The 21,432-nt window shown below is 73.8% G+C and carries 21 protein-coding genes; 1 reads left to right on the top strand and 20 read right to left on the bottom strand.

Annotated features, from left to right (window positions below; genetic code table 11):
- Window positions 1-15: 15 nt before the first annotated feature.
- From BLP29_RS11855 to BLP29_RS11845, 3 genes are read right to left on the bottom strand one after another with little or no spacing between them, the layout of a single operon-like run.
- On the bottom strand, window positions 16-999 hold the full coding sequence (locus BLP29_RS11855) for an aldo/keto reductase (protein ID WP_092804440.1): 984 nt from the start codon (window positions 997-999) through the stop codon (window positions 16-18).
- Window positions 1,000-1,001: 2 nt separating this feature from the next.
- Entirely contained in the window at window positions 1,002-2,261 is a 1,260-nt protein-coding gene (gene hisS / locus BLP29_RS11850; RefSeq protein WP_092804437.1) for a histidine--tRNA ligase, read from the bottom strand.
- Window positions 2,258-2,959: an MBL fold metallo-hydrolase gene (locus BLP29_RS11845; RefSeq protein ID WP_092804434.1), complete on the bottom strand. Its 702-nt coding sequence runs from the start codon at window positions 2,957-2,959 to the stop codon at window positions 2,258-2,260. The genes hisS and BLP29_RS11845 overlap by 4 nt, the downstream gene beginning before the upstream one ends.
- 91 nt (window positions 2,960-3,050) lie before the next feature.
- Here BLP29_RS11845 and BLP29_RS11840 point away from each other — a divergent pair, with 91 nt between their 5' ends.
- Window positions 3,051-3,896, top strand: a complete 846-nt coding sequence (locus BLP29_RS11840; RefSeq protein WP_092804431.1) for a peptidylprolyl isomerase — start codon at window positions 3,051-3,053, stop codon at window positions 3,894-3,896.
- 158 nt (window positions 3,897-4,054) lie between these two features.
- Here the strand turns inward: BLP29_RS11840 and BLP29_RS11835 are convergent, their stop codons facing one another.
- The 17 genes from BLP29_RS11835 to thrS all read right to left on the bottom strand — a co-directional run bounded on the left by BLP29_RS11835 (window position 4,055) and on the right by thrS (window position 21,408).
- The gene (locus BLP29_RS11835) at window positions 4,055-6,469 is read right to left on the bottom strand and encodes a RelA/SpoT family protein (RefSeq protein ID WP_279385447.1); all 2,415 of its coding nucleotides are present in this window, start codon (window positions 6,467-6,469) and stop codon (window positions 4,055-4,057) included.
- A gap of 86 nt (window positions 6,470-6,555) precedes the next feature.
- Window positions 6,556-7,128, bottom strand: coding sequence for an adenine phosphoribosyltransferase (locus tag BLP29_RS11830; protein WP_092804428.1), 573 nt, complete (start codon window positions 7,126-7,128; stop codon window positions 6,556-6,558).
- Window positions 7,125-8,483, bottom strand: a complete 1,359-nt coding sequence (gene secF, locus BLP29_RS11825; protein WP_092804425.1) for a protein translocase subunit SecF — start codon at window positions 8,481-8,483, stop codon at window positions 7,125-7,127. The genes BLP29_RS11830 and secF overlap by 4 nt, the downstream gene beginning before the upstream one ends.
- Complete coding sequence (gene secD / locus BLP29_RS11820) at window positions 8,480-10,285, bottom strand: protein translocase subunit SecD (protein WP_092804421.1); 1,806 nt, start codon at window positions 10,283-10,285, stop codon at window positions 8,480-8,482. Before secD ends, secF begins: the two co-directional genes overlap by 4 nt.
- 1 nt (window position 10,286) lies before the next feature.
- Entirely contained in the window at window positions 10,287-10,643 is a 357-nt protein-coding gene (yajC, locus tag BLP29_RS11815; RefSeq protein WP_092804418.1) for a preprotein translocase subunit YajC, read from the bottom strand.
- Window positions 10,644-10,794: 151 nt separating this feature from the next.
- A complete protein-coding gene (gene ruvB, locus BLP29_RS11810) occupies window positions 10,795-11,868 on the bottom strand; it encodes a Holliday junction branch migration DNA helicase RuvB (protein WP_092804415.1) in 1,074 nt (357 codons plus the stop codon).
- A 10-nt stretch (window positions 11,869-11,878) separates the two neighbouring features.
- Window positions 11,879-12,526: a Holliday junction branch migration protein RuvA gene (gene ruvA, locus BLP29_RS11805; RefSeq protein WP_092804412.1), complete on the bottom strand. Its 648-nt coding sequence runs from the start codon at window positions 12,524-12,526 to the stop codon at window positions 11,879-11,881.
- Window positions 12,523-13,119 (bottom strand): crossover junction endodeoxyribonuclease RuvC, encoded by a 597-nt coding sequence (ruvC, locus tag BLP29_RS11800; protein ID WP_092804409.1) that lies wholly within the window; start codon window positions 13,117-13,119, stop codon window positions 12,523-12,525. Before ruvC ends, ruvA begins: the two co-directional genes overlap by 4 nt.
- Window positions 13,120-13,200: 81 nt before the next feature.
- Window positions 13,201-13,953 (bottom strand): YebC/PmpR family DNA-binding transcriptional regulator, encoded by a 753-nt coding sequence (locus tag BLP29_RS11795; protein ID WP_092804406.1) that lies wholly within the window; start codon window positions 13,951-13,953, stop codon window positions 13,201-13,203.
- Between the two features lie 31 nt (window positions 13,954-13,984).
- The gene (gene pdxT / locus BLP29_RS11790; protein WP_092804901.1) at window positions 13,985-14,590 is read right to left on the bottom strand and encodes a pyridoxal 5'-phosphate synthase glutaminase subunit PdxT; all 606 of its coding nucleotides are present in this window, start codon (window positions 14,588-14,590) and stop codon (window positions 13,985-13,987) included.
- The gene (pdxS, locus tag BLP29_RS11785; protein WP_092804403.1) at window positions 14,587-15,501 is read right to left on the bottom strand and encodes a pyridoxal 5'-phosphate synthase lyase subunit PdxS; all 915 of its coding nucleotides are present in this window, start codon (window positions 15,499-15,501) and stop codon (window positions 14,587-14,589) included. The genes pdxT and pdxS overlap by 4 nt, the downstream gene beginning before the upstream one ends.
- A gap of 54 nt (window positions 15,502-15,555) precedes the next feature.
- Complete coding sequence (locus tag BLP29_RS11780; RefSeq protein ID WP_092804400.1) at window positions 15,556-16,071, bottom strand: LemA family protein; 516 nt, start codon at window positions 16,069-16,071, stop codon at window positions 15,556-15,558.
- 22 nt (window positions 16,072-16,093) lie between these two features.
- A complete protein-coding gene (locus BLP29_RS11775) occupies window positions 16,094-17,314 on the bottom strand; it encodes a glycosyltransferase family 4 protein (protein ID WP_092804397.1) in 1,221 nt (406 codons plus the stop codon).
- Window positions 17,311-18,225 carry a phosphatidylinositol mannoside acyltransferase gene (locus BLP29_RS11770; RefSeq protein ID WP_207798442.1) on the bottom strand — a complete coding sequence of 305 codons (915 nt, stop codon included), beginning with the start codon at window positions 18,223-18,225 and terminating at the stop codon, window positions 17,311-17,313. Before BLP29_RS11770 ends, BLP29_RS11775 begins: the two co-directional genes overlap by 4 nt.
- Entirely contained in the window at window positions 18,222-18,836 is a 615-nt protein-coding gene (gene pgsA, locus BLP29_RS11765; RefSeq protein ID WP_092804394.1) for a phosphatidylinositol phosphate synthase, read from the bottom strand. Before pgsA ends, BLP29_RS11770 begins: the two co-directional genes overlap by 4 nt.
- Window positions 18,836-19,372: an HIT family protein gene (locus BLP29_RS11760; RefSeq protein WP_243469891.1), complete on the bottom strand. Its 537-nt coding sequence runs from the start codon at window positions 19,370-19,372 to the stop codon at window positions 18,836-18,838. The genes pgsA and BLP29_RS11760 overlap by 1 nt, the downstream gene beginning before the upstream one ends.
- Complete coding sequence (gene thrS / locus BLP29_RS11755; protein WP_092804391.1) at window positions 19,369-21,408, bottom strand: threonine--tRNA ligase; 2,040 nt, start codon at window positions 21,406-21,408, stop codon at window positions 19,369-19,371. The genes BLP29_RS11760 and thrS overlap by 4 nt, the downstream gene beginning before the upstream one ends.
- Between the last annotated feature and the right edge of the window lie 24 nt (window positions 21,409-21,432).

Genomic DNA, 21,432 nt, shown 5'->3' with positions numbered 1-21,432 from the left:
TGGGCGGGGCAGGGACTACCAGCGGGAGTGGACGTGGGTGCGGATGCGCTCGTCGTAGAGCCGCTCGAGGTCGGCGAGCTCGCCGTCGGTGAGCGGCGGCAGGTCGGCGGCGTCGGCGTTGCCCCGGGCCTGGCGCACGCTGCTCGCACCGGGGATCACGGAGGTGACGCCGGCCTGCTGCACGACCCAGCGCAGGGCGACCTGGGCGGGTGTGCGGTCACCGCAGAGCTCGACGAACTCGCGGGCAGCGGCCACGCCGACCTCGTAGGGCACGCCGGCGAACGTCTCGCCGACGTCGAAGGCCTCGCCGTTGCGGTTGAAGTTGCGGTGGTCGGTGGCGGCGAAGGTGGTGTCCTCGCCGAACCGGCCGGTGAGCAGGCCCGAGGCCAGCGGCACGCGGGCCAGGATGCCCACCTGCGCGGCGGCCGCGGCGGGCAGCAGCTCCTCCAGTGGCTTGCGGCGGAAGACGTTGAGGATCACCTGGATGGACTGCACGCCCTCGTGCTCGAGCGCGGTCAGCCCCTCCTGCACCGTCTCCACCGAGACGCCGTAGGCGGCGATCGAGCCGTCGGCGACGAACCCGTCGAGGGTGTCGTACACCCGCTGGTCGGAGTACACGGCCGGGGGCGGGCAGTGCAGCTGCACCAGGTCGAGGGTGTCCACCGCGAGGTTGCGGCGCGAGCGGTCGACCCAGGCCCGGAGGTTGTCGGGCGTGTAGGTCTCGGCGACGAACGGGTCGGCCCGGCGGCCGGCCTTGGTGGCCACGAAGGGGCGGTCGCCGCCCCGGTCGGCGAGGGCGGCGGCGATGCGCTGCTCGGAGCGGCCGTCGCCGTAGACGTCGGCGGTGTCCAGCAGCGTGACGCCCGCGTCGAGCGCGGTGTCGAGCACCTGCCGGGCGGTGGTGTCGTCCACGTCGCCCCAGTCGGCGCCGAGCTGCCAGGTGCCCAGCCCGACGACGGAGACGGATGCGCCGGTACGGCCGAGAGGTCGCTGTTCCATGCTCACACGCTCGCACGCAACGAGTCGGCCAGCTCGGTCAGGGGGACGGCGACCTGCTCGCCGGTGGCCATCGTCTTCACCTGGGCGACGCCCTCGGCGAGGTCGCGGTCGCCCACGACGACCACGCGGGCGGCCCCGGACCGGTCGGCGGCCTTCATGGCGCCCTTGAGCCCGCGGCCGCCGTAGACGGTGTCCGCGGCGACCCCGGCGGCCCGCAGCTGCCCGACGAGGCCGACGGCGAACCGCTTGGCCTCCTCCCCGAGGTGCACGACGAAGACGTCGATGCCCGAGGTGACGGCGATGTCGAGGCCTTCGGCCTGGGCGGCCAGGATCGTGCGGTCGACGCCGACGGCGTAGCCGATGCCCGACACGTCGGGCCCGCCCAGCGCGGCGGACAGGCCGTCGTAGCGACCGCCGCCCCCGATGCTGGCCTGGGCGCCCAGCCCGCGGTGCACGAACTCGAAGGTCGTCTTCGTGTAGTAGTCGAGGCCGCGCACCAGCCGCGGTGCCTCGACCCAGGTGACACCGAGGTCGGAGAGGTGCTGGCGGACGGCGTCGTAGTGCGCCTTCGTGCTGTCGGAGAGGTGGTCGACCAGCAGGGGGGCGTCGACCAGCTGGGCCTGCACCTCGGGTCGCTTGTCGTCGAGCACCCGCAGCGGGTTGATCCCGGCGCGGCGGCGGGTCTCCTCGTCGAGGTCCAGGCCGGCCAGGAACGAGGTGAGCAGCTCGCGGTACTGCGGCCGGCACGTGGCGTCGCCGAGCGAGGTCAGCTGGAGGTCGTAGTCGGCGAGGCCCAGGCCCCGGAAGCCGGCGTCGGCCAGCGCCACGAGCTCGGCGTCCAGGGCCGGGTCGTCGACCCCGAGGGCCTCGACGCTGACCTGGGTGAAGTGCCGGTAGCGCCCGGCCTGGGGCCGCTCGTAGCGGAACGCGGAGCCGACGGTCCACAGCTTGGCCGGGAGCGCCCCGGCGTACAGCCGGTGCTCGATGAAGGCGCGCATGACGCCCGCGGTGAACTCCGGCCGGAGGGTGAGGGAGCGGCCGCCGCGGTCGGCGAACGTGTACATCTCCTTCGACACGACGTCGGTGGACTCCCCCACGCCCCGGGAGAAGACCGCGGTCTCCTCGAAGACCGGGGTCTCGACGTAGCCGTAGCCGGCCGTGAGCAGCGGGGCCACGAGGGTGTCGCGGGCGGCCAGGTAGGCGGCGGACTCGGGGGGCAGCCGGTCGAAGGTGCCCTTGGGTGCCCGCTGGATGTCGCTCACAGCCCGCGACCCCGGGTCGGCGCCGTGCCGGGGTGCGCCGCAGCTGCCTCGGCCAGGTAGGGGTTCGTGGCTCGCTCCCGGCCGACGGTGGTGGCCGGGCCGTGCCCGGGCAGCACGACGGTGGCGTCGTCCAGGGGCAGGACGACGTCGCGCAGCGAGCCGAGCATGGAGTCCCAGGACCCGCCGGGCAGGTCGACCCGGCCCACCGAGCCGGCGAACAGCACGTCGCCGGCCAGCAGACCGGGCGCGTCGTCGAGGTCGAGGGAGAACATGACCGAGCCCTGGGTGTGCCCGGGGGCGTGCCGCACGGTGAGGTCGACGCCGGCCAGCGACAGCACGGCGCCGTCGTCGAGGCTCAGCACGTCGGCGGGGTCGGGCAGCCGCACGCCGGAGATCAGCGGGGCCAGCTGCGGGCCGTGCCAGCGGGCCGGGTCGGAGAGCATGCCGGAGTCGGCCGGGTGCAGGTAGGCGGGGATGTCGTAGCCGTCGCACACCGGCAGGACCGAGAACGTGTGGTCGAGGTGGCCGTGGGTGAGCACGACGGCGACGGGCTTGAGCCCGTCGGCGGCCAGCATCTCGGCCAGCGGCTCGACGGCGTCCATGCCGGGGTCCACGACGACGCACTCGGCCCGCGGCCCGGTGGCCACGGCGTAGCAGTTGGTGCCGAACGCGCCGGCGGGGAACGAGCGGATGAGCACCCGAGCAGGGTACGTCCCGGGTCCGACACGGGCTGCGTCCCGACCGTGGTCCCAGCAGGCAGCCAGGGAGGCTTGCCTAGACTCCGCACCCGTGGTCAGCAACAAGCAGCGTCGTCAAGCCGCCCAGCGTCACCTGCAGCGCCAGCTCGAGCGGCGGGCCGCCCAGCAGCGGGCCCGGCGCCGCAACCTGCTGATCGGCAGCACGGTCGCGGCGGTCGTGGTGGTCGTCGGTGCCGCGCTCCTGATCACCAACCTCGGTGGTGACGACGACAGCTCGTCGACGGCCAGCAGCTCGTCGCCGGCCGCCACCAGCGCCCCGGCCGCCCCCACCCCGGGTCCCGGCGCCGAGCGTGCGGGCCAGACCACTGCGGCCGGGTCGTGCACCTACACCTACGACGCGCAGGGCAGCTCCGGCACGTTCGCCGTGGACGCACCCTCCGGCGACCTGCCGACCGGCACCCAGGCCGAGACCATCGCGACCAGCGCCGGGGCCATCGGCATCACGCTCGACTACTCGGGTCTGGGTGCCTGCGCCGCGGACAGCTTCTCCACGCTGGCCTCGCAGGGCTACTTCGACGGCACCGTCTGCCACCGCCTGACCACCAGCCCCGGGCTCGAGGTCCTGCAGTGCGGTGACCCGTCGGGCACCGGCGCCGGCGGCCCCGGCTACTCGTTCCCGACGGCGGTGTCGGGAACGGAGACCTATCCTCGGGGCACCCTGGCGATGGCCAACAGCGGGCAGGGCACCGACGGCAGCCAGTTCTTCCTGGTCTACGGCGACAGCCTGCAGGGCAACCCGAACTACACGGTCTTCGGCACGGTCGACGAGGCCGGTCTCGGCGTCCTCGACCAGATCGCCGCCGCCGGCACCGCCGACGGCAGCCAGGACGGCGCCCCCTCCACCCCGGTGACCATCACCGGGGTCACCCCCAGCTGAGCACATCGCGATCCTCCGGATCGCACCGCGGCCACGTGCCATACCCCGGCTGCGGCGAGCGCGGCTGCTCTCTCCTCGGGGAGGGGTTCGTCCCTCACCCCTCCCGTCGTCGAGAAGGGAGCCCGCCTTCGTCGGGGGACCCTTCGGGCCCCCGCTCCTCACGCGGTGACGCGCTCCACGTCGAAGACGCCCTCGACGTTGCGGACGGTCTGCAGGACGGCGCCCAGGTGGGCGGGGTCGGCGAGCTCGAAGGTGAACCGGCTGACGGCCACCCGATCACGGCTGGTCTGCACCGAGGCCGAGAGGATGTTGACCCGCTCGTCGGCGAGGGCCTTGGTGACGTCGGAGAGCAGCCGGTGCCGGTCGAGGGCCTCGACCTGGATGGCGACCAGGAAGACCGCCCCGGGCTGGGCGGCCCAGGACACCTCGACCAGGCGCTCGGGCTTGCTCTGCAGGTCGGCGGCGTTGGTGCAGTCGGTGCGGTGGACGCTGACGCCGCCGCCCCGGGTGACGAAGCCGAGGATGTCGTCGCCGGGCACCGGGGTGCAGCACTTGGCGAGCTTGGCCCACACGTCGGTCATGTCCGTGACGACGATGCCGGGGTCGCCGCTGGCGCTGCGGGCCACCGAGCGACGGGTGGGGATCGCGGTCTCGGCGATGTCCTCGGTGGCGCCCTCGGAGCCGCCGAGCGCGACCAGCAGCTTCTCGACCACCGAGGCGGCCGACACCTGGTTCTCCCCCACGGCGGCGTACAGCGAGCTGACGTCGGGGTGGTGCAGGTCGGCGGCCAGGGTGGCCAGGGCGTCGCCGCCCATGAGCCGCTGCAGGGGCAGGCCGGCCTTGCGCATGGCCTTGGTCAGGGCGTCCTTGCCCGCCTCGACGGCGTCCTCGCGGCGCTCCTTGGTGAACCACTGCCGGATCTTGGTGCGCGCCCGGGAGGAGCCGACGAAGTCCAGCCAGTCCCGGCTGGGCCCCGCGGTCGGCGACTTGGAGGTGAAGACCTCGACGACGTCGCCGTTGGACAGCGTGCTGTCCAGGGAGACCAGCGACCCGTTGACCCGGGCGCCGATGCAGCGGTAGCCGACCTCGGTGTGCACGGCGAACGCGAAGTCCACCGGGGTGGACTTGTCCGGGAGGCTGATGACGTCGCCCTTGGGCGTGAAGACGAAGACCTCCTGCGGACCCAGGTCGTAGCGCAGGGTCTCGAGGAACTCGCCGGGCTCCTGGGCCTCGCGCTGCCAGTCCAGCAGCTGTCGCAGCCACAGCATGTCGTCCCCGGAGGACCCGGGCTTCATGGGCGTGACGGGGCCGCCGCCGCGCGCCTTCTCCTTGTACTTCCAGTGCGCCGCGATGCCGTACTCGGCGGTGCGGTGCATGTCGTGGGTGCGGATCTGCAGCTCGACCGGCTTGCCCTGCGGGCCGATGACCGTGGTGTGCAGCGACTGGTACATGTTGAACTTCGGCATGGCCACGAAGTCCTTGAAGCGGCCGGGGACGGGCTGCCAGTGCGCGTGCATGATGCCCAGCGCGGCGTACACGTCGCGCACGGAGTCGACCAGGATGCGGATGCCGACGAGGTCCCAGATGTCGGTGAAGTCGCGGCCGCGGACGATCATCTTCTGGTAGATCGAGTAGTAGTGCTTGGGCCGGCCGGTCACCGTCGCCTCGACCTTGGCGCCCTTGAGCTGCTCGGTGACCGCGCTGGTGACCTCGGCGAGGTAGGTGTCGCGCGACGGGGCCCGCTCGGCGACCAGGCGCACGATCTCGTCGTAGCGCTTGGGGTAGAGGGTGGCGAACGCGAGGTCCTCGAGCTCCCACTTGATGGTGTTCATGCCCAGCCGGTGGGCCAGCGGAGCCAGGATCTCCAGCGTCTCGCGGGCTTTCTTCTCCTGCTTCTCGGGCGGGAGGAAGCGCAGGGTGCGCATGTTGTGCAGCCGGTCGGCGAGCTTGATCACCAGCACGCGGGGGTCGCGGGCCATCGCGACGATCATCTTGCGGATGGTCTCGGCCTGGGCGCCGTCCCCGAACGACACCTTGTCGATCTTGGTCACTCCGTCGACCAGGTGGGCGACCTCGGGGCCGAAGTCGGCGGTGATGGTCTCCAGCCCGACGCCGGTGTCCTCGACGGTGTCGTGCAGCAGGGCCGCAACCAGCGTGGTGGTGTCCATGCCCAGACCGGCGAGCACCGTGGCCACCGCCAGCGGGTGGGTGATGTAGGGGTCGCCGGACTTGCGCTTCTGGCTGGAGTGGGCTTCCTCGGCGACGTCGTAGGCCCGCTGGAGCAGGGCGAGGTCGGCCTTGGGGTGGCTCTGCCGGTGCAGCGCGGCGAGCGGCTCGAGGACGGGCCGGACCACGGTGGACCGCTGGCCGGCCACGATGCGGCGGGCCAGGCGGTCGCGCACGCGGCGGCGCGGCACGGTGTCCAGCACGGTGCCGCTGTCGGCCGGCTCGGGCGCCGGGACGGCCTTCTGGGCGGGCAGCTGCAGGGCCGGGCGCTCGGGCAGGGCGGCCCGTGGGGGCTCGGCCGCCGCCTGCTCGGGGGCCACCACCTCGGATGCCACCTCGGATGCCACGGCTGCTCCTGGTCCTAGCGGGACGGGACCCCCACCATGCTAGCCACGCCCCCCGGCCTGCGGACCGCCCGGGAGGGTGAAGGGCTTCACGTCGTCCAGAGGGTGTGCACGGTGTGCGGCCGCAGCCGCTCGCGTCCTCCGAGCGCGGGCAGCTCGACCACGACGGAGATGGCGGTGACGATGCCGCCCACCTGCTCGACGAGCCCCGCGGCGGCCTCCAGCGTGCCGCCGGTGGCGAGCACGTCGTCGACCAGCAGCACCCGCTGGCCCGGGGCCACGGAGTCGGTGTGCAGCTCGAGGGTGGCGGTGCCGTACTCCAGCGCGTAGTCGGCCGACACCCGCGCACGGGGCAGCTTGCCGGCCTTGCGCACCGGCACGACGCCGGTGCCGGCCGCCAGCGCGACCGCCGAGGCCAGCAGGAACCCGCGGGCCTCCACCCCGGCGACCACGTCGAAGCCGCGGTCGCCGGGACCGGCGCCGAGGGCGCCGACCCGCGGGTCCTCCAGCACCGAGCCGGCGATGGCCTCGACGACCCGCCGGAAGGCACCGGCGTCGGCGAAGACCGGCGTGAGGTCGCGGAAGACCACCCCGGGCTCGGGGAAGTCCGGGATGTCGACCGCGATCGCGGCGATGACCTCGTCGATCGGGGGCTCGGTCATCGGCGCTTGCCACCCCCGGGTCGCCGGGGCCGGGCGCCGGGCCTCGGCGCGGCGACCGTGCGGGTCACCGACGCCGGCGACTCGACCTGCTCCACGGCCTCGGGTCGCTCGGGCAGCTCCTCGCGGTCGGCGACGGCCACGGCCGCGCGGGCCGGGCGGGCCCGCCGGGCGCTCGCCACCGGTCCGGCCGCCACGGCGCCGGCCGAGCGGGCGTCCGCTGCGCGGCGGGCGAGCACCCGCTTGCGCAGCGCCTGGACGCCGGGCTCGCGCGCCTTCAGATCGGCGAGGATCGGGGTGGCCAGGAAGATCGAGCTGTAGGTGCCGGCGGCCAGGCCGACGGTCAGCACCAGCGCGAGGTCCTGGAGCGTGCCGACGCCCAGCAGGCCGACGCCGACGACGAGCAGGCCGAGCACGGGCAGCAGCGCGATGACCGAGGTGTTGATCGAGCGCATGAGCGTCTGGTTGACCGCGAGGTTGGCCGCCTCGCCCCAGGTCATGCGGGCGCCCTTCTCCAGGTCCTTGACGTTCTCGTCGACCTTGTCGAACACCACCACGGTGTCGTAGAGGCTGAACCCGAGGATCGTGAGGAACCCGATCACCGTTGACGGCGTGACCTCGAACCCCACCAGCGAGTAGACGCCGGCGGTGAGCACGATGTCGTGGACGAGGGCGGCGATGGCGCCCACCGCCATCTTGGGCTGGAACCGGACGGCCAGGAACAGCACGACCGCGACGAGGAACACCACCAGGGCGATGAGCGCCTGGTCGGTGATGTCGCTGCCCCAGTCGGCGCTGACGGACTCCACCGTCACCTCCGACGGCTGGATCCCGGCGGCGTCGGCGACCGCCGCGGCCACGGTGGCCTCACCGGCGTTGTCCAGCGCCCCGGTGCGCAGCAGGACGGTGTTGCCGCCCACGATCTGCGCGGTGCTGACCTGCGCGCCTGCCTCCTCGGCCGCCTCGCGGACCTGGGTCAGCTCGGCCGACGTGGCCGGCACCCGGAAGCTGTTGCCGCCCTCGAAGTCGATGCCGAAGTTGAACCCGCGGAAGACCATCGACGCGATGCAGACCAGCACCACGACCGCGGTGACCTTGTACCAGAACCGGCTGCGGCCGACGACGTCGAGCCCGGCCTCGCCGTTGTAGAGCCGGTGCGCCAGCGACGCCTTCTTCGGGCCCGCCGCCGGGGTGGGGGCCTCGCCCTCCGCGGGCAGCCCGGCGTCGGCCAGCGCGTCGTCGTCGGCGTCCGCCGCGGCGTCGCGACGGACGTCGGCGTCCTCGGTCGAGGCGTCCACGGCGCCGGCGCCGAGGTCGACCTCGGGGGTCGGCTCGCCGTCGCGGGGGGTCCCGGTCATCGGTCGCTCCTGTCGCTGGTGTCGCTGCCGGCCGCCGATGTCGACGCCGAGCTGCCCGAGGTGGCCTTCGCGCGCTTGTCCGGACGCGCCCCGGGCAGCGGCGTGGACGCTGCCCGGCGCGTGACGTCGACCCGGCCGAGGCCGGAGAACCGGCTGGAGCCGAAGCTCCTGAACCTGCTCAGCACCGCCATGAGCGGGTGGGTGAAGAGGAAGACCACGATGAGGTCGAGCACCGTGGACAGACCCAGGGTGAACGCGAAGCCCTTCACGTCGCCGATGGCGAGCACGTAGAGGATCGCGGCGGCCAGGAAGCTGACCGCGTCGGCCGACAGGATGGTGCGCCGGGCGCGTACCCAGGCCCGCGGGACGGCGCTGCGCAGCGTGCGGCCCTCGCGGATCTCGTCCTTGAGCCGTTCGAAGTAGACGACGAACGAGTCGGCCGTGATGCCGATGCTGACGATGAACCCGGCAATGCCGGCCAGGCTCAGGGTGAACCCGATCTCCCGGCCGAGCAGCACGAGGCTGGCGTAGACGACCACCGCGGACAGCACGAGGCTGGCGATCATCACCAGACCCAGCGCGCGGTAGTAGAGCAGGGCGTAGAGGAACACCAGGGCGACGCCGATCGCGCCGGCGATGAGGCCGGCCCGCAACTGCTCGGCGCCGACCTCGGTGGTGATGGTCTGCGCGGTGGCCTGGGTGAAGGTCAGCGGCAGGGCGCCGTACTCGAGCTGGTTGGCCAGCGTCTCGGCGTCGGTCTGGGTGAAGCTGCCGGTGATCTGCGTGCTGCCGCCGGTGATGGCGCTCTGCACCGTCGGGGCGGAGACCACCCGGCCGTCGAGCACGATGGCCACCGCGCTGCGGGCGGCGGCCGCCTGCGCGGTGTAGGCGGCCCAGGTCGACGACGCCGAGGAGTTGAAGTCGACCGTGACGATCCACTCGCCGGTCTGCTGCATCGTGCCGGCGCTGGCCGACGTCACGTCGGTGCCCTCGATGACCGCCGGGCCGAGCAGGTACTTGGCGGTGCCGTCCTCGGAGCAGGCGGCCAGGTAGGACTCGGGCAGGTCGACGTCGGCGGCCGCGTTCTCGTCGGTCGAGCAGGTCAGCGTGGCGTACTCGGCCGCGGCCTGCTCCTGGCTGACGGGTGCGGGTGCCGCGCCGCCGTCCCCGCCCGAACCGGAGGTCGGGGCCGCCGAGGTCGGCGCCTGGGAGGTCGGGGCGGCGGACGTGGAGTCGTCGGCGGCGAGCGAGTCCGGCGCCGGCGCGCTGCTGGCCGGCGCGGCGCTGGTCGGCGCCGCCGACGGGTCGGCCGTGGGGGTGGCCGCCGGGTCGGTCGCGGCAGGGTCGGTCGATGCCGGGTCGGTCGATGCCGGGTCGGTCGATGCAGGGTCGGTGGCGGCGGGGTCGGTGGGGGCGGCCGCGCCGGCCGCCTCCGGGCCCTGGACCACCGGTCGGAAGCGCAGCTGCGCGGTCTGCCCCAGCTCGCGGGCCTGGTCGCCGTCCTCACCGGGCACCGAGATGACGATGTTCGAGTCGCCCTCGGTGACCACCTCGGCCTCGGCGACGCCGAGGCCGTTGACCCGCTGCTCGATGATCTGCCGGGCCAGCTCGAGGTCCTCGCGGCTGGGCGTGCCGCCACCGGGAACCTGCGCGGTGAGCGTCACCGTGGTGCCGCCCTGCAGGTCCAGGCCCAGCTGCGGGGTGCGCTGCGAGCCGGTGAAGAAGATGAGGCCGTACATGACGGCCACGATCAGGACGAACGCCCCGAAGTAGCGGGACGCCGGGAGCTGGCGCGATGCCATGTCAGTTCCTGCGGTCGGTGGTGTCGTCGCCGTCGGTGCCCGTGCGCTCGTCGGCGGGCGGCACGACCTCGCCGGCCTGGGCGTCGAGCACCGCGCCGTTCGGCGTGCGGACCTCCATGACGGCCGGGCGGGCGAAGGTGGCGACCACACCGGGGGCGATCTCGATGTCGACGGTGCCCTCGCCCAGCGCGGCGACCGTGCCGTGCAGGCCGCTGGTCAGCATGACCGGGACACCCACGGCCAGCTGCTCCTGGAGGGCCTGCGCGTTGGCCGCCATCTTCTTGCGCTGCCGGGCCGGCAGCACGATGAGCAGGGCGAACGCGAGCACCAGCAGGATGAGCGGGAAGAACTGCTCCACGGTTGTCGTGCCTCTCCACCGCACCCGGTCGGCGCGGTTGTGCGGTCGCCGCCTGGCGACCGCGTCGGGGACGTCGGCTGCGGCGCACCCGTGGGCGCGACCGGCGCAGGGCACGCGCCACCCAGAGGTGGGCGCACCAGCGCGGAGGAGTCTAGGCGTCGAACAGGGTGGGGGGTGCAGCCTGGTCGCCGGACGCGCCCTGCGGCATGCCCCCGCGCAACCACAGGCCCTCGGGCACCGGGAGCCCCAGGTGGGCCCAGGCGGCCTCGGTCGCGACCCGCCCGCGGGGGGTGCGGGCCAGCAGGCCGGCGCGCACGAGGAAGGGCTCGCACACCTCCTCGACGGTGTGCGGCTCCTCGCCCACCGCCACGGCCAGCGTCGCCACACCGACCGGGCCGCCGTTGAACTTCACGACCAGCGCGTGCAGCACCTCGCGGTCGAGGCGGTCCAGGCCCAGCTCGTCGACGTCGTAGAGCGCCAGCGCCGCACGGGCCACCGGCTCGGTGATGCGGCCGTCGGCGCGCACCTCGGCGTAGTCGCGCACCCGGCGCAGCAGCCGGTTGGCGATGCGGGGGGTGCCGCGCGAGCGCGAGGCGATCTCGGCCGAGCCCGCGGTGTCGATGGCGACGCCGAGCAGGTCCGCGCTGCGGCGCAGCACCGACTGCAGGTCCTCGGTCGAGTAGAACTCCATCTGCCCGACGAACCCGAAGCGGTCGCGCAGCGGGCCGGTGAGCAGCCCGGCGCGGGTGGTCGCGCCGACCAGGGTGAACGGCGAGATCTCCAGCGGGATGGCGGTGGCGCCGGGCCCCTTGCCGACGACGACGTCGACCCGGAAGTCCTCCATCGCCATGTACAGCAGTTCCTCGGCGGGCCGGGCGATGCGGTGGATCTCGTCGATGAACAGGACGTCGCCCTCGGCGAGGTTGGACAGCATCGCTGCGAGGTCACCGGAGCGCTCGATGGCCGGGCCCGACGTGATCTTCACCGAGGTGCCCAGCTCGGAGCCGATGATCAGCGCGAGCGAGGTCTTGCCCAGCCCCGGCGGACCGGACAGGAGCACGTGGTCCGGGGGCCGCCCCCGGCGCTTGGCGCCCTCGAGCACGAGGTCCAGCTGCCGGGCGACCTTGGGCTGGCCGACGAACTCGGCCAGCGAGTGCGGGCGCAGTGCCGACTCGACGACCCGCTCCTCGTCGCCGGCCCAGGGCGAGGCGTCGGACTCGCTCACGACCGACCCCTCACGATCGACCCAGGAGACGGAGGGCCTGCCGCAGCAGGATGGCGACGTCGACCGAGCCGGTGGCGCTGATCTGCTCGTCGACCACGGGGGCGAGCTTGTCCAGCGCGCCCTCGGCCTCGCGCACCGACCAGCCCAGGCCGACCAGCGCGGTGGTGAGCTGGTCCCGCCACGGGGCCACGGGGGCGACGGTCGAGCCGGTGGCACCGGCGGCCGCCGCGACGGCGTCGAGGCTGACGTCGCCTGCGGACACGCCCAGCCGGTCGCGCAGCTCGAGCACCAGCCGCTCGGCGCCCTTCTTGCCGATGCCGGGCACCTGCATGAGGGCCTTGAGGTCACCGGTGCTCACCGCACGACGGACCTCGCGGGGGGCGTGGATGGCCAGCACGGCCTGGGCCAGCCGGGGACCCACGCCGTTGGCGGTCTGCAGCAGCTCGAACAGCTGCCGCTCGTCGTCGTCGGCGAAGCCATACAGGGTGAGCGAGTCCTCGCGGACGACCAGGCTGGTCGCCAACCGGGCCGACTCCCCCACCTGCAGCCGGGCGATCGTGCCGGGCGTGCACTGCACCGCCAGACCGATCCCCCCGACCTCGACCACCGCGCCGTCGGGGCTCACCGCGGCGACCCGGCCGGCGACGCTGGCGATCACCGACCGCTCCCGATGCCCTGCCAGCGGCTGGGACGCACGGCCGACCGGGTGGCCACCGACAGCGGGGCGGGAGCGGCCCCGGCCCCGGTGGCGAGCGCGGCGACCCGCAGCCGCTGCTGGGTCGGCCCGCGCCAGACGTGGCAGACCGCGAGGGCCAGCGCGTCGGCGGCGTCGGCCGGCTTGGGCGGGGTGTCGAGCCCGAGGACCCGGGTGACCATCAGCGTGACCTGCTCCTTGTCGGCCCGGCCGCTGCCGGAGATGGCGGCCTTGACCTCGCTCGGGGTGTGCCAGTGCACGGCGAGCCCGGCCTGCGCCCCGGCGAGGGCGGCGACACCGGCGGCCTGGGCGGTACCCGTCGCCGTCCCCTTGTTGTTCTGCTGGAAGACCCGCTCGACGGCGACGACGTCGGGCCGGTGCTCGCGCAGCAGCGCGGTGATCGCGGTGTGCAGCTCGAGCAGCCGGAGCTCCAGGGCCAGGGTGTGGTCGCTGCGGACCACGCCCACCCCCACCGCGGTCGGCCGGGCACCGGGGCGTCCGTCGACCACGCCCCACCCGCACCGGGTCAACCCCGGGTCGATGCCCAGCACGCGCATGGCTCCCCCTCGGACGAACGTGTGTTCGAGAGGGTAGACCCCGCAGGGGTCGATCCCCCGGCGGCACGCCGGGCCCTCCCGCTAGGCGTCGATGGTCTCCATGACCTCGTCGGACACGTCGTAGTTGGCGTAGACGTTCTGCACGTCGTCGCAGTCCTCGAGCGCGTCGATCAGCTTGAACACCTTGGCCGCGCCGTCGGCGTCGAGCTCGACCTGCACGCTGGGCACGAAGCCGGCCTCGGCGGAGTCGTAGTCGATGCCGGCGTCCTGCAGCGCGGTGCGCACGGCGACCAGATCGGTGGGCTCGCAGACCACCTCGAAGGTGTCGCCGAGGTCGCGCACCTCCTCGGCGCCGGCGTCGAGGACGGCGAGCATGACGTCGTCCTCGGTGGTGCCGGCCGCCGGCACGACGATGACGCCCTTGCGGCTGAACAGGTAGGACACCGACCCCGGGTCGGCCATGGACCCGCCGTTGCGGGTCATGGCGGTGCGGACCTCCATGGCCGAGCGGTTCTTGTTGTCGGTGAGGCACTCGATGAGCACCGCGACCCCGGCGGCGGCGTAGCCCTCGTAGGTGATCGTCGAGTAGTCGACCCCGCCGGCCTCCAGGCCCGCGCCGCGCTTGACCGCCCGGTTGATGTTGTCGATCGGCACCGAGGACTTCTTCGCCCGCTGGACGGCGTCGTAGAGCGTCGGGTTGCCGTTGACGTCGCCGCCACCGGTGCGGGCCGCGACCTCGATGTTCTTGATCAGCTTGGCGAAGAGCTTGCCGCGCTTGGCGTCGAGGCCGGCCTTCTTGTGCTTGGTCGTCGCCCATTTGGAGTGGCCGCTCATGCTGTCTCCTCGCTCGCAGATCGGGAGTCCGTCAGGACCGCTCGCGCACCAGCTCGACGAAGAACCGGTGCATGCGGGTGTCGCCGGTGAGCTCCGGGTGGAAGCTGGTGGCGACGACGTCGCCCTGGCGGACGGCGACGATCCTACCGTCGGCCGGTCCGCCGGAGACCCGGCCGAGCACCTGCACGGTGTCGGCCGCCTCCTCGACCCAGGGCGCACGGATGAACACCGCGTGCACGGGTGGGCCGCCCAGTCCCTGGACCGCGACCTCGGACTCGAAGCTGTCGACCTGCCGGCCGAAGGCGTTGCGGCGCACGGTGACGTCCAGACCGCCGATGGTCTGCTGGTCGGCGGGGGCGTCCAGGAGCCGGTCGGCGAGCAGGATCATCCCCGCGCACGACCCGTACGCCGGCAGGCCGCCGCCGAGGGCGGCGCGCAGCGGCTCGAGCAGCCCCCACCGGTCGGCGAGCTTGGCGATGGTCGTGGACTCCCCGCCCGGCAGCACGAGGCCGTCGACCTGCTCGAGCTCCTCGGGCCGCCGGACGGCGACGGTGCGTGCGCCCTGCTGCTCGAGCACGGCCCGGTGCTCCCGGACGTCGCCCTGCAGCGCGAGCACCCCGATGGTCGGGGCGCTCACCACCCGCGGGAGCTGTACTTCTGGTCGGCCGGCAGCGTGTCGACGTTGATCCCGACCATGGCCTCGCCCAGCCCGCGGCTGACCTTGGCGATGACCGCCGGGTCGTCGTGGAAGGTGGTGGCCTGCACGATGGCCGCGGCGCGCTGGGCCGGGTCGCCGGACTTGAAGATGCCCGAGCCCACGAACACGCCCTCGGCGCCCAGCTGCATCATCATCGCCGCGTCGGCCGGGGTGGCGATGCCGCCGGCGGTGAACAGGACGACGGGGAGCTTGCCGGTGCGGGCGACCTCGGCGACCAGGTCGTAGGGCGCCTGCAGCTCCTTGGCCGCCACGTAGAGCTCGGTCTCGTCGAGGGTGCCCAGGGCCCGGATGCCGGCGCGCAGCGCGCGCATGTGCCGGGTGGCCTCGACGACGTTGCCGGTGCCGGCCTCGCCCTTGGAGCGGATCATGGCCGCGCCCTCGGAGATGCGGCGCAGCGCCTCTCCCAGGTTGGTCGCGCCGCAGACGAAGGGCACGGTGAACCCGGTCTTGACGATGTGGTGCGCCTCGTCGGCCGGGGTGAGCACCTCGGACTCGTCGATGTAGTCCACGCCGAGGGACTGCAGCACCTGCGCCTCGACGAAGTGCCCGATGCGGGCCTTGGCCATGACCGGGATGGAGACCGCGTCGATGATCCCCTGGATCATGTCCGGGTCGCTCATGCGGGCAATGCCGCCCTGGGCGCGGATGTCGGCGGGCACCCGCTCCAGCGCCATGACCGCGACGGCGCCGGCGTCCTCGGCGATGCGGGCCTGCGCGGCGTCGACGACGTCCATGATGACGCCGCCCTTGAGCTGCTCGGCCATGCCGCGCTTGACGCGGTCGGTGCCGGTGCTCGGGGTGTCGGCGTCGGCGGTGACGTTCTCGGACATGGCTCGGCCTCGCAGCGGTGGTTCGGTTGTGGGCACTCCAATGCTAGATGCGTGTCATCCCGCGGTCGTCGGCCCCGCCCCGACCACGGCGTCCAGGCCGTCGTCGATGTCGAAGAAGCGGGGCACCGGCCGCCGCCCGTGCAGCCGCAGCACGCGCACGGCCGGCCGGCGGCGCAGGGCACGGGTGTCGCGCACGGCGTCGTTGTAGAACCGCCGGGCCAGCCCGACCCGCCAGCCGGCGTCCTCGAGGTCGGGGTCGGCGACGGGGACGTCGCGCAGGGCGCGGCCGAGCGCGTTCTCCGCGCCCTCCCGGTCCCCGCCGGGCGGGCGCCGGGTCTGCTCCACGGCGGCGGCGAGGGCGGCACCGGCGGGCCCGAGGTCGGCCGGGCGCTCGCGCACGGCCGCCGCCGCGAGGTCGGCGCGCCGGACGAGGGCGCCGTCGAGGACGTCCCAGGCCCGGGTCACCCGGCCGTCGAGCCGGCGCAACCGGGTCAGCGTGAAGGCGACCCAGGCCAGCAGGAGGAGGAGGGCGACCCCGACCACGACGAGGGTGGAGCCGGGAGGGGACACGCCGCAGGACGCTACCGCTGCCTCAGCCGGCGGGGCCTCGACGCAGCCACCGCGGGAGGAAGGACTCGCCCCGGGCGGGACCGGCGGGGTCGTCGTCGGGGTCGTCCTCCCCCGCCGTCACCTGACCGGCGCCCGCCGGCGCCACCGTCTCGTAGACCGCGAGGATCTGCTGGGCCACCGTCGCCCAGTCGTAGTCCGCCGCACGTCGGCTGCCCGCCGCGGCCAGCTCGGCCCGGCGGTCGGCGGACCCGAGGAGGTCGACCAGCACCCGGGCCAGCGCCGAGGCGTCGCCGCGGCGCACGAGCACCCCGGCGGCGCCGTCCTCGAGCACGCGGGCGAAGGCGTCGAGGTCGGCGGCCACCACCGGGGCGCCGGCGGCCATCGCCTCCACCAGCACGATGCCGAAGCTCTCGCCCATGAGGTTGGGGGCGCAGTAGACGTCGACCGCCCGCAGGAACGCCGCCTTGTCCGCCTCGGTGAGCTCCCCGAGCAGCGTGACCGACGGCTCGAGGTCGGGCCCCAGCAGCGCGTGCAGCTCGTCGGGGTCGCCGCGGCCGGCCACCAGCAACCGGGCACCGGGTACCTCGCGGACGACGGTGCGCATCGCCTCCAGCAGCACCGGCAAGCCCTTGCGCGGTTCGTCGTAGCGGCCCAGGAAGCCGACGGTCGGGGTCGCGCTCCCCCGTCGGTACCCCGCCAGCTCGGGTCCCTCGGCGAAGGCGCCGACGTGCACGCCGTTGGGGATGACCACCGCGTCCCCGCCGAGGTGCTCGACCTGCAACCGGCGGGCGAAGTCCGAGACGGCGATGCGCCCGGAGATCTTCTCCAGCCAGGGCCGCACGACCGGACCCCAGGCGGAGAGGAACAGCGAGCGGACCGCGGCGGCGTGGTAGGTCGCCACGATGGGCCCGTCGGCGAGCATGCACACCAGCAGGGACACCGACGGCGGCGCCGGTTCGTGCACGTGGACGACGTCGAAGCGGCCCTCGCGCAGCCAGCGGCGCACCCGGTTGGCCGACACGGGGCCGAACTGCCAGCTGGCCATCGACCCGTTGTAGGGCACCGGGTTGGCCCGCCCGGCCCAGGTGACGTGCTCGGCGGGCAGGTTGTCCTCGTGCTCGGCCGGGGTGAGCACCTCGACCTCGTGCCCGAGCCCGCGCAGGGTCTCGGCGAGGTCGCGCACGTGGTACTGCACGCCACCGGGGACGTCCCACTGGTACGGGCAGACCAGGCCGATCCTCACCGGCCCGCCCGGGGCGGGTCGGGTGGGACGTCGGCCCAGACGCGGCCCAGCTGGTGCCAGTCGACCGGTCGCTCGGCGAGGCCGCGGGTGAAGGCGTCGGCGATGCCCTGCGTGCCGGCGCGCACCCGGTCGCGCAGCCGGCCGGGGCCGTGGACGTCGACCTCGGGGTGGACCGTCAGGCGCCACCCGGGCCCGTCGAAGGTGCAGACGACGGGCAGCAGCACCGCCCCGGTGCGGGCGGCCAGCAGGGCCGGCCCCCCGGGCATGGTGCTCCGGCGGCCGAAGAGGTCGACCGGGATGCCGGCCGCGGACAGGTCGCGGTCGACCAGCAGGCAGACCGACCGGCCGGCCTGCAACCACTCCGTGAGCAGCGCCGAGCTGGGGCGCTCGCCACCGGTCAGCGGCACCACCCGGAAGCCCAGCGACTCGCGGTAGGCCAGGAAGCGCCGGTACAGCTGCTCGGGCCGCAGCCGCTCGGCGACGGTCATGAACGGTTCGCCCAGCCAGTCGACGAACCACACCCCGGCGGCGTCCCAGTTCCCGCTGTGCGGCAGGGCCAGCACGATCGGCCGACCGGCCACCCGGGCGGCCTCGATGTGCTCGCGACCGGGCACGGTGGTGTCCCGCAGCACGCGCCCGGTGCCGAGGGTGGGGAGGCGGAAGGCCTCCAGCCAGTACCGCGCGTACGAGCGGAGGGCATCGCGGGTGAGTGCGTCGAGCTCGGTGCCCTCGAGCCCGGTGGCCACCCGCAGGTTGGCGCGCAGCTGGCGCACGCCCGTTCCGTCGCGGCCCGCGGCCCGGGCGCCGGCGCGGTCGAAGGCCGTGCGGGCCAGCGGCTCGGGCAGCGCCTTGACCGCTCCCCAGCCGGCCGCGTAGCCGGCGTCGACCAGCCGGTCGCGCAGCCCGGTCACCGGAGGGTGCGCCCCTTCGCCTGCCCGTAGACCGCCGCGAACCGCTGGCCGACCGTGATGGTGCTGCCGATGAGCAGCAGCCAGAGGCAGACCTGCAGGGCGTACGGGATGCCCAGGCCGGTGAACCCGGTGCCCACCAGCACCAGGATCAGCCGTTCGGTGCGCTCGACCAGGCCGACGTCGCAGGTCAGCCCCATGCCCTCGGCCCGGGCCTTGACGTAGGAGGTGAGCACGCCCAGCACGAGGCAGGTCAGGGCCAGCCAGACCACCATGCGGTTGTCGCCCTGCCCGGAGAACCACCACGCCAGCGCCGCGAAGATCGCCGCGTCTGCGGCGCGGTCACCGGTGGAGTCCAGCACGGCACCGAACACCGAGCCGCCCCCGCGGGCCCGGGCCAGCGCGCCGTCGAGCATGTCCAGCAGCACGAAGACGGTGACGGCCGCGGCACCCCAGAACAGCACGCCGTTGCCGATGACGAACACGGCGGAGGCGACCGCCCCGACGGTGCCCAGCACGGTGATCGCGTCGGCGGTGACCCCCAGCCGCAGCAGGGTGCGCACCACCGGCGCCCACACCCGCGCCACGGCGGGCCGGAGGTTGACCCCCAGCATCAGGCGGCCGGCCCCGTCGCTGGCCAGGCGTCCGCGAGCAGCCCGCGGGTCTCGCGCAGCACCTGCGGCAGCACCCGGGTGAGGCCGAGCACCGGCATGAAGTTGGTGTCCCCGCCCCAGCGCGGCACCGCGTGCTGGTGCAGGTGGTCGGCGATGCCGGCGCCGGCCACCGACCCCTGGTTCATCCCGATGTTGAACCCGTGCGCCCCGCTGACCGCCCGCACGGTGCGCATGGCGGTCTGGGTGAACGCGCCCAGCTCGGCCACCTCGGCGACGGTGAGGTCGGTGTAGTCGGGTACGTGCCGGTAGGGCACCACCATCAGGTGGCCGGCGTTGTACGGGTACAGGTTCAGGACGGCGAACACGGTCTCCCCGCGGGCCACGACCAGGCCGTCCTCGTCGCTCATCGCGGGGATGAGGCAGAACGGGCAGTCGTGGTCGCCGGTCGGCTTGTTCTCACCCCGGATGTAGGCCATCCGGTAGGGGGTCCACAGCTGCTCGAAGACCGAGCCGGGGCCGTCCTCGTCGGGGTTCACGGCGCCCCGGTGGGGTCGTCGTTGCGCCGCTCGGTCACCCACGCGACGACCGCCTCGACGGCGTCCTCCACGGGGACGCCGTTGCGCTGGCTGCCGTCGCGGTAGCGGAAGGACACCGCACCCGCCTCGGCGTCGGTGGCCCCGGCGATGAGCACGAAGGGCACCTTCTGCTTGGAGGCGGTGCGGATCTTCTTCTGCATCCGGTCGTCGGAGTCGTCGACCTCGACCCGGATGCCGCGGGCGCGCAGCCGTGCTGCGACGTCGGTCAGGTAGGGCACCTGCTCGTCGGTGATCGGGATGCCGACCACCTGCACGGGGGCCAGCCACGCCGGGAAGGCGCCGGCGTAGTGCTCGGTGAGGACGCCGAAGAACCGCTCCATCGAGCCGAAGAGCGCACGGTGCAGCATGACCGGACGCTGGCGGGTGCCGTCGGCCGCGGTGTACTCGAGGCCGAACCGCTCGGGCAGGTTGAAGTCGACCTGGATGGTCGACATCTGCCAGGTGCGGCCGATGGCGTCCTTGACCTGCACCGAGATCTTGGGGCCGTAGAACGCCGCGCCACCCGGGTCGGGGACCAGCTCGAGCCCGGAGTCGAGGGCGGCCCTGCGCAGCGCCTCGGTGGCCCGCTCCCAGCTCTCGTCGGTGCCCACCGACTTCTCCGGGTTGCGGGTCGACAGCTCGAGGTAGAAGTCGGTGAGGCCGTAGTCGGCCAGCAGGCCCAGCACGAAGTCCAGCAGCGTGCCGAGCTCGCCGGCCATCTGCTCCGGGGTGCAGTAGATGTGGGCGTCGTCCTGGGTGAAACCCCGGGCGCGGGTGAGGCCGTGCACGACACCGGACTTCTCGTACCGGTACACGGTGCCGAACTCGAACAGCCGCAGCGGCAGCTCGCGGTAGGAGCGCCCGCGCGAGTCGAACACCAGGTTGTGCATCGGGCAGTTCATCGGCTTCAGGTAGTAGTCCTGCCCCTGCCGCCGGACGTGGCCCTCGCTGTCGCGCTCCTCGTCCAGCTGCATCGCCGGGTACATCCCCTCGGCGTACCAGTCGAGGTGCCCCGAGGTCTCGAAGAGCTGCCCCTTGGTGATGTGCGGGGTGTTGACGAAGGAGTAGCCCTCCTGCTCGTGCCGGTGCTGGCTGTACTTCTCCATCTCGCGCCGGACGATCCCGCCCTTGGGGTGGAACACGGCCAGGCCCGAGCCCACCTGGTCGGGGAAGCTGAAGAGGTCGAGCTCGGTGCCCAGCCGGCGGTGGTCGCGTCGCTCGGCCTCGGCCAGCTGCTCCTGGTGCGCCTTCAGGGCGTCCTTGGACTCCCACGCGGTGCCGTACACCCGCTGCAGCTGCGGGTTCTTCTCGCTGCCACGCCAGTAGGCGGCCGCGGCACGGGTGAGCGCGAAGGCCGGGATGCTCGAGGTGCGCGGCAGGTGCGGGCCGCGGCACAGATCGGTCCAGACCCGCTCCTTGGTGCGCGGGTCGAGGTTGTCGTACATGGTCAGCTGCGCGCCGCCGACCTCGACGTCGGCACCCTCGGCGGCGTCGGCAGCACCGCCCTTGAGCCCGATCAGCTCGAGCTTGTAGGGCTCGTGGGCGAGCTCGGCGCGGGCGTCGTCGTCGCTGATCTCGCGGCGGGCGAAGAACTGGCCCGCCTTGACGATCGCCTGCATGCGCTTCTCGATGGCCTGCAGGTCCTCGGGCGTGAACGGCTTCTCGGGGTCGACGTCGTAGTAGAAGCCGTTCTCCACCGGCGGGCCGATGCCCAACCGGGTGCCCGGGAAGAGGTCCTGGACGGCCTGGGCCAGCACGTGGGCGGTCGAGTGCCGGATCACTGCTCGGCCGTCGGGGCTCGAGGCGACGACCGGCTCGACCTCGGTGTCGACCTCTGGGGTCCAGGCGAGGTCCTTGAGCTCCCCGTCGACCCGGACGACGACCGCGGCGTCGGGGCCCTTCAGCGGCACCCCGGCGTCCTTGAGCGCCTGGGTCGCCGTGGTCCCACCCGGCACCTGGACGGCGGCGGGGGCGGGGGCGGGCGGCGCGGCTGGCACGGGGTTGCTCCTGGGGGGACGGCG

This window comes from Klenkia marina (assembly GCF_900101025.1).
In the GTDB taxonomy this organism is placed as follows: Bacteria; Actinomycetota; Actinomycetes; order Mycobacteriales; family Geodermatophilaceae; genus Klenkia; species Klenkia marina.
Note: the sequence above shows the minus strand (reverse complement) of the source record. Positions and strands in the feature narration are given on the sequence as shown.

What these genes read in the sequence shown, in the direction of transcription:
- BLP29_RS11855 (WP_092804440.1), bottom strand. Translation starts at nt 999, where the DNA reads ATGGAACAGCGACCTCTCGGCCGTACCGGCGCATCCGTCTCCGTCGTC.
- BLP29_RS11830 (WP_092804428.1), bottom strand. Translation starts at nt 7,128, where the DNA reads ATGACCGAGCCCCCGATCGACGAGGTCATCGCCGCGATCGCGGTCGAC.
- pgsA (WP_092804394.1), bottom strand. Translation starts at nt 18,836, where the DNA reads ATGCTGGGGGTCAACCTCCGGCCCGCCGTGGCGCGGGTGTGGGCGCCG.
- ruvC (WP_092804409.1), bottom strand. Translation starts at nt 13,119, where the DNA reads ATGCGCGTGCTGGGCATCGACCCGGGGTTGACCCGGTGCGGGTGGGGC.
- secD (WP_092804421.1), bottom strand. Translation starts at nt 10,285, where the DNA reads ATGGCATCGCGCCAGCTCCCGGCGTCCCGCTACTTCGGGGCGTTCGTC.
- secF (WP_092804425.1), bottom strand. Translation starts at nt 8,483, where the DNA reads ATGACCGGGACCCCCCGCGACGGCGAGCCGACCCCCGAGGTCGACCTC.
- BLP29_RS11795 (WP_092804406.1), bottom strand. Translation starts at nt 13,953, where the DNA reads ATGAGCGGCCACTCCAAATGGGCGACGACCAAGCACAAGAAGGCCGGC.
- pdxS (WP_092804403.1), bottom strand. Translation starts at nt 15,501, where the DNA reads ATGTCCGAGAACGTCACCGCCGACGCCGACACCCCGAGCACCGGCACC.